Raw genomic sequence first — 14,883 nt, 5'->3', positions numbered from 1 at the left:
CGACATGTGGGTTTTCCACCATTCGGCAGCCGCGGACACGCGGCGGAAGACGGGCGGCAGTTACCGCTCGTCGTAGCTGACCACCACGCGCGGCGTGAGCGCCCGGGCCTGGCAGGTCAGCACGAAGCCCTTTTCCATTTCCCACGGTTCGAGCGTGTAGTTCTTCTCCATTTCCACCTTGCCTTCGAGCACCTTGGCCCGGCATGTGCAGCAGACCCCGCCCTTGCAGGCGTAGGGCAGGTCGAGCCCAGCCGAGAGCGCGGTGTCGAGCACGTTCGCATCGGCCATTGGCAGGCGCATCTTGTGCTGCTTGCCGTCCAGCACGATGACCAGTTCGGCGGTGCCGGCATCTCCTGTGGCGTCGTGCTGGGCAGCGACAGCGCGACGGGGCTGGGCCAGCGGCACGCCGAAGCGCTCCGCATGGATCTTGTGGGGATCGAGACCCGCCGTCTTGAGGGCATCCTCGACCTCGTCGATCATCGACGCCGGGCCGCAAACGAAGGCGGCGTCGATATCGTCCACGGGAAGCAGGGTCTGCAGGAAGGCGGTCACGCGCTGCCCGTCCAGACGGCCATGCAGCAGATCCACCTCCTGGGGCTGGCGCGACAACACGTGATAGAGCGTGAAGCGAGACAGGTACTGATTCTTAAGATCCTCCAGCGCCTCGGAGAAGATGATCGAGTCAACGTTCCGGTTGCCATAGATCAACGTGAAGCGGCTGCCAGGTTCCGTGGCCAGCGTGGTGCGGATCAGGGACAGCACTGGCGTAATGCCGCTGCCCGCGGCGAACGCCACGTAATGCCGCGCGATGGTCGCATCGAGCGGCACGTAGAAACGGCCATCAGGCGTCATGACGTCGAGCGTCTGTCCGGGGGCCGCGGTGTCGTGCAGCCACGTGGAGAACACGCCATCTTCGACGAGCTTCACGGCCACGCGTAGCTCGCCGTGACTGTCGTAATCCTGCACGCCAGAGCAGATCGAGTACGAGCGGCGGACGTCCTTGCCTTCAACCTGCGCTTTCAGCGTCAGGAACTGCCCCTGCGTGAAACGGTAGGCATCACGCAGTTCGGTGGGCACCGCGAAGGCAATCGAGACCGTATCGGAAGTTTCGGGGCGAACCTGCGCCACGCGCAGCGGGTGGAAGTGTGGAGTCATGGCCGGGGCGGGGTCCGCGGGTCAGTAGGGTTTGAAGTAATCGAACGGTTCGCGGCAATCCAGGCAGCGGTAGAGCGCCTTGCATGCCGTGGAGGCGAACCGGGACAACTCCTGTGTGTGGATGCTGCCGCAGCGTGGGCACGCGACCGTGGCCGTGGCATGCACACGGGGCATGAAGCGCAATGGCTTGACGTTCGCATCGTGTGCAGGAGCCGAAGCGCAATGGCCCGGCGGGGCGATGCCGAATGCGCGCAGGTTGGCGCGACCGGTCTCGGTAATCCAGTCGGTAGTCCAGGCAGGGGCCAGCACGGTGCGCACGCGCCACGGGGCCAGTCCGGCGGCGTCCAGCGCGTGGCCAACGTCCTCCTCGATCTGTCCCATGGCCGGGCATCCGGAATACGTGGGGGTGATGGTCGCCTCGATGGTGACGCCATCATCGGCCAGTACCACATCGCGCAGGATGCCGAGGTCCCGGATCGATACCACCGGGATCTCGGGGTCGGGCACGGCTTCCAGCGCTGCCCACGCGTGCGCCAGACGTGCCTCGGAAGAATCCGTGGCCGCCGCCGACGGCGCAAAGGCCGGCGCGAACGGCGAGGCGGGGTTGGTGAGCGAAGCGGCGAAATGAGGCATGGTCGGCCCTTCCGTTACCACTGCGCGCCCGGGTGGGCGCGAGCCAGGCCCTGCAACTCCGCCAGCAGGTAGCTCATATGCTCGGAATGCACGCCTTGCTTGCCGGTCGACACGAAGCCGGTGGTTGCCGGGCGCTGCAGCGTGGCATCGTCGAGCGTGGCGGTGACCGTCGCCTCCCAGGCGTCGCGCAGATCGGCGGTCAGTACGCTCACGCCCTGCCGCGCCGACTCCTCTTCCACGGGATCGACCGCGAAGCACTCGTTCATATATGGCAGCAGGTGATCGAGCGCACGCTGCATGCGGCGGTGCGATTCGCCAGTGCCATCGCCCAGCCGCACCACCCAGTCCGCGGCGTGATGCAGGTGATAGCGAACCTCCTTGGCGGACTTCGCGGCGATGGCGGCGAGTTCCGGGTCGCTGCTCGCTTCCAGCGCGGGCCACAGTTCAGCCATCAGCGCGCTGTACAGGAAGTTGCGCATGATGGTTACGGCGTAGTCGCGATCGGCGCGTGCCGTGCCGGCCAGCGGACCGTGGTGGGGCAGTTCCTGCAGCGTCCAGTTGCGGAAATCGGATTCGGGTCGCCAGTAGGCGTAGTCATCCTCGTGGCGCGCGCGGCCCGTCAACCGGCCTTCAAGCACGCCGGCATGGGCATAAAGCAGGCGAGCCTGGCCGATCAGGTCCAGGCTGATATTGGCAAGCGCGATGTCTTCCTCGAGCACGGGGCCGTGGCCGCACCACTCGGCGTTGCGCTGGCCGAGGATCAGGGCGTTATCCGCCAGCCGCAGTATGTACTGGAGCGTCGCAGGGATCGGAGGCTGGGTCGTCATGTTCATGGCGCGGCCCTTACATATGGTTGACTTCGTCGGGCAACTGGTAAAACGTGGGATGGCGATAGATCTTGTCGGCCGCCGGATCGAACAGTTCGGCCTTCTCGGCTGGCGCGCTGGCCGTGATGGCCGATGAGGGCACTACCCAGATCGACACGCCTTCCTGCCGCCGCGTGTAGACATCGCGGGCCATGTGCAGCGCCTGCTGGGCGTCCGCAGCATGCAGGCTGCCGCAGTGCTTGTGCTCCAGCCCCTGCTTGCTGCGGACAAACACCTCCCACAGCGGCCATTCCTTCTGTTGCTTCGATGGGGTGATGGTTTGGGTCATGTTGGTTACCTTGCTTGTTCTGTCGTGGCTCAAGCCGCCTTGGCCTGGGTCCGGCGGGCGCGCTTTTCGGCATGGGCCAGCGCAGCTTCGCGTACCCACGCGCCGTCTTCGTGCGCCTTGACGCGGGTGGCCAGCCGCTCGCGATTGCAGGGGCCGTCGCCGTTGATCACGCGCCAGAACTCTTCCCAATCGAGGGGGCTGTAGTCGTAGTGGCCGCGCTCGGCATTCCACTGCAGGCCCGGATCGGGCAGCGTGACGCCAAGGATCCTGGCCTGTTCCACCGTGGCATCGACGAACTTCTGGCGCAGGTCGTCGTTCGAAATACGCTTGATGCCCCAGGCCATCGTCTGGGTGCTATTGGTGGAGGCCGCATCGGGCGGCCCGAACATCATCAGCACCGGGAACCACCAACGATCCACCGCCTCCTGCACCATGGCGCGCTGGGCCTCGGTGCCGCGCATCATGGCCAGCAGCGCGTCATAGCCCTGGCGCTGGTGGAACGACTCCTCCTTGCAGATGCGGATCATCGCGCGCGCGTAGGGGCCGTAGGAGCAGCGGCACAGGGGGATCTGGTTCATGATGGCCGCGCCATCCACCAGCCAGCCGATCACGCCCACATCGGCCCAGGTCAGCGTCGGGTAGTTGAAGATCGACGAATACTTGGCGCGACCGGTGTGCAGCGCATCGACGAGATCGTCGCGCGACACATCAAGCGTTTCCGCAGCGCTATATAGATAGAGTCCGTGCCCGCCTTCGTCCTGCACCTTGGCCAGCAGGATGGCCTTGCGCTTGAGAGACGGCGCGCGGCTGATCCAGTTGCCTTCCGGCTGCATGCCGATGATCTCGGAGTGCGCGTGCTGCGAAATCTGGCGCACCAGCGTCTTGCGATAGGCGTCGGGCATCCAGTCCATCGGCTCGATCTTGGCGTCTTCGGCCATGCGGGCATCGAACGCGGACTGGCGATCGGCCACGCTGGCGTCTGCGAGCGGACGCTCCGCCGGCTGTCCTGGGAGGTCGAGGCTCTGTGTGTACATCACGTCTCCTTGGCATGCGTCTATGACGACGGGCGCCGACCTGCCGGATGCTTGCTGATCCTGTAGACATCAATTTGTGGGGGTCGGGCGTGCGGCCACTATATATATAAACCGTCCGGTCGGTCAATTTATTGCACTGACAAGATGAAGGGTTTTCAGAATTGGCTCACGAACGTCTATCCAGAGCCACGTGTAGTATCGAACTTCATCTTTCGTTCGACGTGGGAGGGCAGTGCAATGGCAGGCAAGGCATACAGCAAGATCGCGGTGGCGGTGGACGGCAGCGGAACGTCGGACCTAGCCTTGTACGAAGCGATTCGCGTGGCGTCGGGCAGCGGCGCATCCGTGCTGGCGCTCTACGTGGTGGACAACGGTGTGATGCTTTTCGATGCCGGTTTTTACGATCCCACGCAGGTCCAGCGCGCATTTGTCGACAGTGGGACCAAGGCACTGGAGGCGGCCGGCAGGCTGCTGGGCAATGAGGGTGTGGCGCACGAGACGAAGCTCGTGGATGATCCCGCCGTCATCGGCGATGTGGCCGGCTCGATCAATGCGGCCGCGAGCGAATGGGGTGCCGACTTACTGGTCATCGGTACACATGGCCGTCGCGGCGTGCGCCGGCTCGTTCTCGGCAGCGTGGCCGAAGCTGTGATTCGCCAGTCGACGATGCCAGTGTTACTGGTGCGCGGCAAGGAGGCAAACGCCTGACGCCCCATCCTTCGACTTCAGTTGGCGGCTATCCCGCGAAGCGGAAATGGCCGCCGCGAAGTACGATCTCGCGTGCCTCGGTCAGTTCGAACATCGCTTCCGCAAGTTGCTCGATGCGCGTGCGATTGGTGGTGAACGCGCTGACCAAGTCTTCCTCTCTCGCCGAACGGGCGCCGCAATAGGCTTCGAGCGCCTCCGCGGTGACGGAATACTGGGACCAGTTGCCGTTGACCGTGGCCGGACACGACAGTGTCAGGCTTGCGCCGCAATAAGTGGGACTGCTGGTGGGGAAAGTGATGTCGACCATGGCGCACCTCGTCTTGCCGGGAACGGGGAAACGGCGGATATCCATTCAATATAGGCAATCCACCCATTCGGGCAAGCATGGCCCTGCGAACGCCTTTGATAGCAGTCAGCCTGCCCGCATACCAGGCAGCCGTCGCCGTTGGCTCCGCGCCTGTTCGGCAGCAAGAGACCTGAGTCCGACTACCACGCGGTGTGCGTCGTCGATATGACCATCGGCGTAAGCGGTTTGCTCGGCCAGGAAGTGATCGAACGGCCCATCGTCTCGTGTCAGCGGCGGCAGTTGAGGTGGGGCGATAGCCGCGGTCACACCGGTTCGGCCAGGCCGAACGGCGACTTCGGCGAGGCGTGCTTCCAGATCTGCAAGCATTGCCTGGGCGGCAGGTCCCGGCGGCAGAGGTACTTCACCCGATTCGGCACCTGCCCTGATCAGTCCGGCGAGCGACGCCATGCGCCTGGACGTGGCATGCAACGCAGTATGCGCCGCCGCAAGCTGAGGATCGAATTCGTCAAGGCATTGCTGGAGCGTGCTTTCCGCGCGCGAGGAAGCCCGGCCCGCCGCCACGCGCAGCGCCTCGAGACGCGCTTGCGCGGGCGTCAGGGTTCGTGCCGCGCCAGTTGCAGCCCGGAGATACACGGCATTGACCGCCAATGCGTCGAGACTGTGCCGGAAGACCCGCGACAGCTCGGCGCGCGGCGCCAGGATGTAATAGCTGGCCAACGCAATTACGCAGCCGATCGCCGTATCAAGTCCGCGCAACGCGGCCACGTGACTACTATTCGATGCTGGCTCGCCAATCCACGAGAACAGGATTACGGCTGGTGTCAGGAAAAACGCGAAGCCAGCAGCGTTGCCAGCCAGGCGCAGGGCGTAGGCTGCGGCCAGGAAGATGGCGCTGGCACCCAGTGCCAACATTGGAGCGGGATGCGTGAGACTGATCAGGCAGGCCAGCACCGCACCGGCTAGGGATCCGGCGAAGCGGTGAAGGGAGATTTGCCGCGTGGTTTGCAGCCGCGGACTGAGCACCATGATCACAGTGACGGCGACCCAATAGCCGTGATCGACTTGGAACAGCTGCGATGGCAGTAGGCTCAGGCCTCCGGCAAACGCCATCCGCACGGCATGCCGCGTGATGCGTGCATCCCGTGCAGCAATGTCAGCCAACGCGTCGCCGAAACGATCAAGCATGCCCGTCAACCCGGTATTGGGCCAGGCGAAAGTCCCGCGCCAGCGTGTGAACGATGGATGCTGTGACAGGGCAGCCAGCGCCGATTGATATGCCGGCGGCGCACTCGCGTTGACTCGCTGTCCGACCAGCCGCCGCAGATCCTGGGACAACATCGCGGTGAGAGCGGGCAAGTCCGGCGCATGCCGGGTCAGGGACTGGCGTACCTGTTCCAGCGTGTCTGCCAGACACCGCGCAGTATGGTCGAGCGGAAGCCCGTCCCGTTTGCCGGCGCGTTCTCGGAGCTCGCCCGCTACGATCAACAGGGCAAAGATGGCATCGGCCACTGCCACGGTGTACGCGTAGTGCAACAGCCCGACAGGATCCAGAATCCCGCGCCGCCCGTTCACTGCAGCGCGTGCTGCTTCAATCCGCTGCCGCAACTCAAGCTTGCAGGCCGAAATGTCCCCGGCCAGCGCGCCCGCCAGGGTTTGGGCAAAGCGATGCAATGCGTCGTAGACAGCAATGATTTCGAGGCGAGGGCGCGCATCGCGTTGCGACGGGACTAGCAGCAGGCAGGCGAGGCAGGCAAATACCCCGCCGCGCAAATAGTCTGTGGCCGCCATCCACGCATGCGAAGCAACTGACGTGTCGGCAACTGGCTGCAGGCATGCCGCAATGAGTACGACATATAGCAGCTTGAAGCTAAGGGCGGCGGCTGGTCCCCGGATTTCCGCCAGTCCAGCCACCATGCCTGCGCTCAGCACCACCGCCAAAGCCGTCAACGGGGATGTGGAGAGGCTGGCGCCCAAGACACTCGCGACGGCGCCACCGATTCCCACGGCCCCCAGGCTCCGCATGCGCGTAGCCGCCGTACCTTGCCGATCGGCCAGACAGGTCCAGATCGATGCGGTTGCCGACCAGAGGTAGCCAGCGTCACCCGTCAGCCAGGCAGTTCCCGCCAGTGCAAAGAACGACAGCGCATAGACGATCCCGCGCTGGAGGAGCGCAGTTTCAGGGCAGTATCGGAGAAGGCGCAGGGCGCGTCGCATGATCGGAAATGAAGTACCGGGACGTCTTAGGGTGAGTACCGATACCACTCTACGGGCAACATTGTTGCAACGCAACATTTCGTAGAAATACGACAGGTTGGTGCGGAAGTCGTGCAGCGACGCACCGACATGGTGAAAAAGTCAGTGGAACGGGGTGCATGACGATTTTGTCATAAAGACCAACGGAATTCGCTGATGCTGCCACCGCATTCCGCCGTTTTCAGACAAAAAAAACCCGCGCAGGTTGTGCGCGGGTTGGAATCCACCGAGGTGGTGGAGGAGACAGACTTCACTATACACGACTTGTTGCGACGCACCAAGCGCCAGCCTCAAAATTGACCGCAAGACAACACAATCGTCGTTGTTGTCGTACAACGGGATGACATCTACTACCGGAAAAGATACGCAATCCACACAGCTGCGGTCATCCCAACCACATCCGCAAACAACGCACAGCCAAGCGCGTGCCTGGTATTGCGCACATTCACACTGCCGAAATAGACCGCTAGTACGTAGAACGTGGTTTCAGTCGATCCCTGGATGATGGCTGCCACGCGTGCCTGAAAAGAGTCCACGCCGTAGGTGGTCATCACATCCACCATCAGCCCGCGCGCGCCGGCACCCGACAGGATTTTCATCAAGCCTACCGGCAGGGCCGGCACGAAGTCCGTATTCATTCCCAGTTTTTCGAACATCGCGGTCAGTGCGAACATCACCACGTCCATGCAGCCACTGGCTCGGAAGAGTCCGATAGCAACAAGAATGGCCACTAGATAAGGAATGATCTGGACGGCCACTCCGAACCCCTCCTTAGCGCCATCGACGAACGCGTCGTAGACATTCACGCGTTGGAATGCCCCACAAACTAGAAACAGGACGATCAGGGACAGGATGAACCCGCTGCCTGCGAGCGCCGCCATCTGGCTGACCTGAGCAGGCGGCGCATGGCGCAGCCAGAGAAACAGCGCTGCAGTAGCCAACCCCGCAATGGCGGCGGCAATCAGTACTGCGGGTTTGAACAGATTGAGACGCTGAACCCAAGCCACAGCCAGCAGCCCTGCCAAGCAAGAGGCGCCGGTGGCCAGTAATGTCGGCAGGAATATGTCGGCCGCGTTGAAGTTGACCAATCCTTGCTTTACGGCCATTGCCTGCCGGATGGCTATGACCGAGGTCGGGATCAGTGTCAGCCCGGCAGTGTTGAGTACGATAAACATGATCTGGGCATTCGTCGCTGTATCGGGCTGGCGATTCAACGATTGCAGTTCGCGCATCGCGGTCAGCCCGAGTGGCGTGGCGGCGTTGTCCAGCCCGAGCATATTGGCGGAGACATTCATCATCATGGCTCCCTGCGCTGGATGCCCCTGCGGAACGCCGGGGAAAAAGTGACGCAGCAGCGGATTTACCATTCGGGCGAACACGTCGATCACGCCAGCGCGCTCGCCAACCCGCATGATTCCGATCCACAGACTCATGACGCCTACAAGGCCCAGAGAAATCTCAAAAGCCGTGCGCGCACTGTCGAACAGGCTGACAAGTAGGGCTGGAAATACACCAAGATCCCCGCCTATGAGCCGAACGGCGGCCGCCAGGAAAGAGAGCAGGAAGAATCCGAGCCAGACGAAGTTCAGTGCCATCGACGCCAATCCATCATTGGGATGCCTTCCGCCCAGATGCGGAGGCGCCCTGCATCATAGCCGCATGGGTGCGACGCCAGCGTCATGCCATCTCTGCGCTGCGCTCTTTTAGCAATGCACGCAAAATGGACCGATGACAGTGGCTTTCATCCTCGCAATAGCATCCGAGCGAGAAGTTGGTCTGATGGGAGAGCGCTGCCAGCAAGTCGAGAGTCCGACTGGCCTCCGGCTGAGCCATCTCGGCCCGAAAGCTTTTCTCGAAACTGCGCCACGCTTTGATATCGGCGGCTTCTTTTGCATCTTGCGCCTTGGCAACCAGTTCGGCAGATGGGGAAAGCGCCGGATACCAGACATCGTAATAGTTTCGACTGGCGAACTCGGTTTTCGGTACTCCTCGCGGCGGCCGGCGCACGGTGCCTATCCGCAATCCCTCGCCGTGGGCGCGCGCGTCACCGAGCCGCACGATACGTATTGCCATGTCTTCCTCCCTTGTTCTTGTTGCGGGACATCGTGTCATGGGTGCTTGGTCTTCGCATCTCCCTCACAGCAGATATCGGCAACTTGAGATTATTTTCAAAAAGATCTTGCGCAGTCCGCAAATCGCATCTAATATTCGCCCCCTCGCAACACAAACCGCGCTGCAAACGCAGGGCAGGCAAGGGTTGCGGGGCAGCAGTGGCGGGGGTTGCGGGGTTTAGCAGCGCTGGCCGGCAGAGAAAAAAATCTTCTGCAAACTGTTGACGAAACGATGAATGTTCTGCATAATCTCGTTTCTCTGCTGCAGCGAAAGCGACGCGGCAGACGCAGTAAGAAAATGCAGTACCCGGCGGCGGCAAAGCTGTTCGTCAATGTTCTTTAACAACCAAACAACCGATAAGTGTGGGCGCTTGATGGCGAACGCCGCTGAGGACTTCGGGTTCTTAGTGTTGCTTCAAAAGTATCAAGTGCTCGCACAGTAAAACATGTTCGATTGTTCTTCGGAGCAGTCGAGTCAGTTTTCTGAGAGTGAGCGACCGCTCGAAAGAGCGAGACCTGTAGGGAAACCGAAGGGTCACACAGAGATTGAACTGAAGAGTTTGATCCTGGCTCAGATTGAACGCTGGCGGCATGCCTTACACATGCAAGTCGAACGGCAGCACGGACTTCGGTCTGGTGGCGAGTGGCGAACGGGTGAGTAATACATCGGAACGTACCCTGTTGTGGGGGATAACTAGTCGAAAGATTAGCTAATACCGCATACGACCTGAGGGTGAAAGTGGGGGACCGTAAGGCCTCACGCAGCAGGAGCGGCCGATGTCTGATTAGCTAGTTGGTGGGGTAAAGGCCCACCAAGGCGACGATCAGTAGCTGGTCTGAGAGGACGATCAGCCACACTGGGACTGAGACACGGCCCAGACTCCTACGGGAGGCAGCAGTGGGGAATTTTGGACAATGGGGGCAACCCTGATCCAGCAATGCCGCGTGTGTGAAGAAGGCCTTCGGGTTGTAAAGCACTTTTGTCCGGAAAGAAATCGCTTCGGTTAATACCTGGGGTGGATGACGGTACCGGAAGAATAAGCACCGGCTAACTACGTGCCAGCAGCCGCGGTAATACGTAGGGTGCGAGCGTTAATCGGAATTACTGGGCGTAAAGCGTGCGCAGGCGGTTTTGTAAGACAGGCGTGAAATCCCCGAGCTCAACTTGGGAATTGCGCTTGTGACTGCAAGGCTAGAGTATGTCAGAGGGGGGTAGAATTCCACGTGTAGCAGTGAAATGCGTAGAGATGTGGAGGAATACCGATGGCGAAGGCAGCCCCCTGGGACGTCACTGACGCTCATGCACGAAAGCGTGGGGAGCAAACAGGATTAGATACCCTGGTAGTCCACGCCCTAAACGATGTCAACTAGTTGTTGGGGATTCATTTCTTCAGTAACGTAGCTAACGCGTGAAGTTGACCGCCTGGGGAGTACGGTCGCAAGATTAAAACTCAAAGGAATTGACGGGGACCCGCACAAGCGGTGGATGATGTGGATTAATTCGATGCAACGCGAAAAACCTTACCTACCCTTGACATGCCACTAACGAAGCAGAGATGCATCAGGTGCCCGAAAGGGAAAGTGGACACAGGTGCTGCATGGCTGTCGTCAGCTCGTGTCGTGAGATGTTGGGTTAAGTCCCGCAACGAGCGCAACCCTTATCTTTAGTTGCTACGCAAGGGCACTCTAGAGAGACTGCCGGTGACAAACCGGAGGAAGGTGGGGATGACGTCAAGTCCTCATGGCCCTTATGGGTAGGGCTTCACACGTCATACAATGGTGCGTACAGAGGGTTGCCAACCCGCGAGGGGGAGCTAATCCCAGAAAACGCATCGTAGTCCGGATCGTAGTCTGCAACTCGACTACGTGAAGCTGGAATCGCTAGTAATCGCGGATCAGCATGCCGCGGTGAATACGTTCCCGGGTCTTGTACACACCGCCCGTCACACCATGGGAGTGGGTTTTGCCAGAAGTAGTTAGCCTAACCGCAAGGAGGGCGATTACCACGGCAGGGTTCATGACTGGGGTGAAGTCGTAACAAGGTAGCCGTATCGGAAGGTGCGGCTGGATCACCTCCTTTCCAGAGGCTTGTGTTCACAAGTCAAGCGTTCACACTTATCGGTTTGTTTGAGTGTTACAGCCAAGGGTCTGTAGCTCAGGTGGTTAGAGCACCGTCTTGATAAGGCGGGGGTCGTAGGTTCAAGTCCTACCAGACCCACCAAGTTATCCGGGGGATTAGCTCAGCTGGGAGAGCACCTGCTTTGCAAGCAGGGGGTCGTCGGTTCGATCCCGTCATCCTCCACCACTTACCTTGGGGTAGTTGTCAAAGACCAGGATTCAGAGGTTCTGAATTTTAGTCTTTGGCTATTGCTATCAGTTTCGCACGAAGTGCGAGCTGGCTGTTCTTTAACAATATGGGATGTAGTAAAGGTGTCGTGAAGCGTTGATGAGACGCTGCAGTACAAAACACGATACCGGGTTGTGATTGTATCAACCAAAATGTATTTAAGTGATCGAAAGATGACTTGGAATACGGCACAAACGCGAGAACTCAGACCTATAGCGGTGTCTTGAATGAGACACACTCGTTATAGGGTCAAGCGAACAAGTGCATGTGGTGGATGCCTTGGCGATTACAGGCGATGAAGGACGCGGTAGCCTGCGAAAAGCTTCGGGGAGCTGGCAAACAAGCTTTGATCCGGAGATGTCCGAATGGGGAAACCCGGCCCTTATGGGTCATCCCTGACTGAATACATAGGTCAGGGAAGCGAACGCGGCGAACTGAAACATCTAAGTAGCTGCAGGAACAGAAATCAACCGAGATTCCCAGAGTAGTGGCGAACGAAATGGGAAGAGCCTTGTACTCTTTAGCAGCGTTGTTAGCAGAACGGGATGGAAAGCCCGGCCATAGCAGGTGATAGCCCTGTATGCGAAAACAGCATTGTGGAACTAGGTGTACGACAAGTAGGGCGGGACACGTGAAATCCTGTCTGAAGATGGGGGGACCATCCTCCAAGGCTAAATACTCGTAATCGACCGATAGTGAACCAGTACCGTGAGGGAAAGGCGAAAAGAACCCCGGGAGGGGAGTGAAATAGATCCTGAAACCGCATGCATACAAACAGTCGGAGCCTGGAAACGGGTGACGGCGTACCTTTTGTATAATGGGTCAGCGACTTACATTCAGTGGCAAGCTTAACCGGTTAGGGAAGGCGTAGCGAAAGCGAGTCCGAATAGGGCGTTGAGTCGCTGGGTGTAGACCCGAAACCAGATGATCTATCCATGGCCAGGTTGAAGGTGCGGTAACACGTACTGGAGGACCGAACCCACTAACGTTGAAAAGTTAGGGGATGAGCTGTGGATAGGGGTGAAAGGCTAAACAAATCTGGAAATAGCTGGTTCTCTCCGAAAACTATTTAGGTAGTGCCTCGTGTGTCACCTTCGGGGGTAGAGCACTGTCATGGTTGGGGGGTCTATTGCTGATTACCCCGCCATAGCAAACTCCGAATACCGAAGAGTGCAATCACGGGAGACAGACATCGGGTGCTAACGTCCGGTGTCAAGAGGGAAACAACCCAGACCGCCAGCTAAGGTCCCCAAGATTGGCTAAGTGGGAAACGAAGTGGGAAGGCTAAAACAGTCAGGAGGTTGGCTTAGAAGCAGCCACCCTTTAAAGAAAGCGTAATAGCTCACTGATCGAGTCGTCCTGCGCGGAAGATGTAACGGGGCTAAGCCAGTCACCGAAGCTGCGGACGCACATTTATGTGCGTGGTAGGAGAGCGTTCTGTAAGCCTGTGAAGGTGTCTTGTAAAGGATGCTGGAGGTATCAGAAGTGCGAATGCTGACATGAGTAGCGATAAAGGGGGGTGAAAGGCCCCCTCGCCGTAAGCCCAAGGTTTCCTACGCAACGTTCATCGGCGTAGGGTGAGTCGGCCCCTAAGGCGAGGCAGAGATGCGTAGCTGATGGGAAGCAGGTTAATATTCCTGCACCGTCGTATGATGCGATGGGGGGACGGATCGCGGAAGGTTGTCCGGGTGTTGGAAGTCCCGGTCCCTGCATTGGAGAAGGCGCTTTGGCAAATCCGGGCGCGGGATTCAAGGATGTGGGGCGAGCGGCTTTATGCTGCGAAGCAATCGGAAGTGGTTCCAAGAAAAGCCTCTAAGCTTCAGTCATACGAGACCGTACCGCAAACCGACACAGGTGGGCGAGATGAGTATTCTAAGGCGCTTGAGAGAACTCGGGAGAAGGAACTCGGCAAATTGGTACCGTAACTTCGGGATAAGGTACGCCCTGGTAGCTTGACTGGCCTGCGCCAGAAGGGTGAAGGGGTTGCAATAAAATGGTGGCTGCGACTGTTTAATAAAAACACAGCACTCTGCAAACACGAAAGTGGACGTATAGGGTGTGACGCCTGCCCGGTGCCGGAAGATTAAATGATGGGGTGCAAGCTCTTGATTGAAGTCCCGGTAAACGGCGGCCGTAACTATAACGGTCCTAAGGTAGCGAAATTCCTTGTCGGGTAAGTTCCGACCTGCACGAATGGCGTAACGATGGCCACACTGTCTCCTCCCGAGACTCAGCGAAGTTGAAGTGTTTGTGATGATGCAATCTCCCCGCGGCTAGACGGAAAGACCCCATGAACCTTTACTGTAGCTTTGCATTGGACTTTGAACCGATCTGTGTAGGATAGGTGGGAGGCTTTGAAGCGTGGACGCTAGTTCACGTGGAGCCGTCCTTGAAATACCACCCTGGTTTGTTTGAGGTTCTAACCTTGACCCGTGAATCCGGGTCGGGGACAGTGCATGGTAGGCAGTTTGACTGGGGCGGTCTCCTCCCAAAGTGTAACGGAGGAGTTCGAAGGTACGCTTGGTACGGTCGGACATCGTACCTAAAGTGCAATGGCAAAAGCGTGCTTAACTGCGAGACCGACAAGTCGAGCAGGTGCGAAAGCAGGACATAGTGATCCGGTGGTTCTGAATGGAAGGGCCATCGCTCAACGGATAAAAGGTACTCTGGGGATAACAGGCTGATACCGCCCAAGAGTTCATATCGACGGCGGTGTTTGGCACCTCGATGTCGGCTCATCTCATCCTGGGGCTGTAGCCGGTCCCAAGGGTATGGCTGTTCGCCATTTAAAGAGGTACGTGAGCTGGGTTTAAAACGTCGTGAGACAGTTTGGTCCCTATCTGCCGTGGGCGTTGGAATCTTGACGGGGGCTGCTCCTAGTACGAGAGGACCGGAGTGGACGTACCGCTGGTGTACCTGTTGTCTCGCCAGAGGCATCGCAGGGTAGCTATGTACGGAAGAGATAACCGCTGAAAGCATCTAAGCGGGAAACTCGCCTGAAGATGAGGATTCCCTGGAGGCTTGACCTCCTTGAAGGGTCGTTCGAGACCAGGACGTTGATAGGCTGGGTGTGGAAGCGCAGTAATGCGTTAAGCTAACCAGTACTAATTGCCCGTAAGGCTTGATCCTATAACCAGTGTGTTTTACCTGGTGTCTGTGATCCGCCTTGTGCCCAAGGTC

General features: G+C 59.4%; 10 protein-coding genes, 2 tRNA genes and 2 rRNA genes. 5 read left to right on the top strand and 9 right to left on the bottom strand.

Features of this window, described 5'->3' with window-relative positions; all coding sequences use genetic code 11:
• Positions 1 to 60: 60 nt before the first annotated feature.
• Genes paaE through paaA form a run of 5 tightly spaced genes read right to left on the bottom strand, consistent with a single transcriptional unit; the run spans position 61 to position 3,977 of the window.
• Positions 61 to 1,155 carry a 1,2-phenylacetyl-CoA epoxidase subunit PaaE gene (paaE, locus tag GA566_RS14905; RefSeq protein ID WP_137928154.1) on the bottom strand — a complete coding sequence of 365 codons (1,095 nt, stop codon included), beginning with the start codon at positions 1,153 to 1,155 and terminating at the stop codon, positions 61 to 63.
• 21 nt (positions 1,156 to 1,176) lie between these two features.
• Positions 1,177 to 1,788 (bottom strand): 1,2-phenylacetyl-CoA epoxidase subunit PaaD, encoded by a 612-nt coding sequence (gene paaD, locus GA566_RS14900; protein WP_160473083.1) that lies wholly within the window; start codon positions 1,786 to 1,788, stop codon positions 1,177 to 1,179.
• A 14-nt stretch (positions 1,789 to 1,802) separates the two neighbouring features.
• Positions 1,803 to 2,621 carry a 1,2-phenylacetyl-CoA epoxidase subunit PaaC gene (paaC, locus tag GA566_RS14895; protein WP_137928156.1) on the bottom strand — a complete coding sequence of 273 codons (819 nt, stop codon included), beginning with the start codon at positions 2,619 to 2,621 and terminating at the stop codon, positions 1,803 to 1,805.
• Between the two features lie 10 nt (positions 2,622 to 2,631).
• Positions 2,632 to 2,943: a 1,2-phenylacetyl-CoA epoxidase subunit PaaB gene (gene paaB / locus GA566_RS14890; protein ID WP_137928157.1), complete on the bottom strand. Its 312-nt coding sequence runs from the start codon at positions 2,941 to 2,943 to the stop codon at positions 2,632 to 2,634.
• Between the two features lie 29 nt (positions 2,944 to 2,972).
• Complete coding sequence (gene paaA / locus GA566_RS14885; RefSeq protein WP_137928158.1) at positions 2,973 to 3,977, bottom strand: 1,2-phenylacetyl-CoA epoxidase subunit PaaA; 1,005 nt, start codon at positions 3,975 to 3,977, stop codon at positions 2,973 to 2,975.
• Positions 3,978 to 4,214: 237 nt separating this feature from the next.
• On the opposite strand from paaA, the gene GA566_RS14880 reads away from it, so the two are divergent.
• A complete protein-coding gene (locus GA566_RS14880) occupies positions 4,215 to 4,685 on the top strand; it encodes a universal stress protein (protein ID WP_160473082.1) in 471 nt (156 codons plus the stop codon).
• Between the two features lie 28 nt (positions 4,686 to 4,713).
• On the opposite strand, the gene GA566_RS14875 is transcribed toward GA566_RS14880, so the two are convergent.
• The 4 genes from GA566_RS14875 to GA566_RS14860 all read right to left on the bottom strand — a co-directional run bounded on the left by GA566_RS14875 (position 4,714) and on the right by GA566_RS14860 (position 9,318).
• Entirely contained in the window at positions 4,714 to 4,992 is a 279-nt protein-coding gene (locus GA566_RS14875) for a DUF1488 domain-containing protein (protein ID WP_137928160.1), read from the bottom strand.
• Between the two features lie 105 nt (positions 4,993 to 5,097).
• Positions 5,098 to 7,206: an FUSC family protein gene (locus tag GA566_RS14870; RefSeq protein WP_160473081.1), complete on the bottom strand. Its 2,109-nt coding sequence runs from the start codon at positions 7,204 to 7,206 to the stop codon at positions 5,098 to 5,100.
• A 389-nt stretch (positions 7,207 to 7,595) separates the two neighbouring features.
• Positions 7,596 to 8,840: a nucleoside recognition domain-containing protein gene (locus GA566_RS14865; RefSeq protein ID WP_160473080.1), complete on the bottom strand. Its 1,245-nt coding sequence runs from the start codon at positions 8,838 to 8,840 to the stop codon at positions 7,596 to 7,598.
• 82 nt (positions 8,841 to 8,922) lie between these two features.
• A complete protein-coding gene (locus GA566_RS14860) occupies positions 8,923 to 9,318 on the bottom strand; it encodes a DUF488 domain-containing protein (protein ID WP_160473079.1) in 396 nt (131 codons plus the stop codon).
• Between the two features lie 586 nt (positions 9,319 to 9,904).
• Between GA566_RS14860 and GA566_RS14855 the strand changes: the two genes are divergently transcribed.
• The 4 genes from GA566_RS14855 (at position 9,905) to GA566_RS14840 (ending at position 14,832) form a co-directional block, all read left to right on the top strand.
• Positions 9,905 to 11,436: ribosomal RNA gene (locus GA566_RS14855) — 16S ribosomal RNA — on the top strand.
• Positions 11,437 to 11,500: 64 nt separating this feature from the next.
• Positions 11,501 to 11,577, top strand: a tRNA-Ile gene (locus GA566_RS14850).
• A gap of 8 nt (positions 11,578 to 11,585) precedes the next feature.
• Positions 11,586 to 11,661: transfer RNA gene (locus GA566_RS14845), tRNA-Ala, on the top strand.
• Between the two features lie 289 nt (positions 11,662 to 11,950).
• Positions 11,951 to 14,832, top strand: a 23S ribosomal RNA gene (locus GA566_RS14840).
• The 16S and 23S rRNA genes sit together here with 2 tRNA genes alongside, the layout of an rRNA operon.
• The last annotated feature ends 51 nt before the right edge of the window (positions 14,833 to 14,883 follow it).

It is taken from the genome of Cupriavidus sp. SW-Y-13 (assembly GCF_009793345.1).
GTDB lineage: Bacteria > Pseudomonadota > Gammaproteobacteria > Burkholderiales > Burkholderiaceae > Cupriavidus.
Note: the sequence above shows the minus strand (reverse complement) of the source record. Positions and strands in the feature narration are given on the sequence as shown.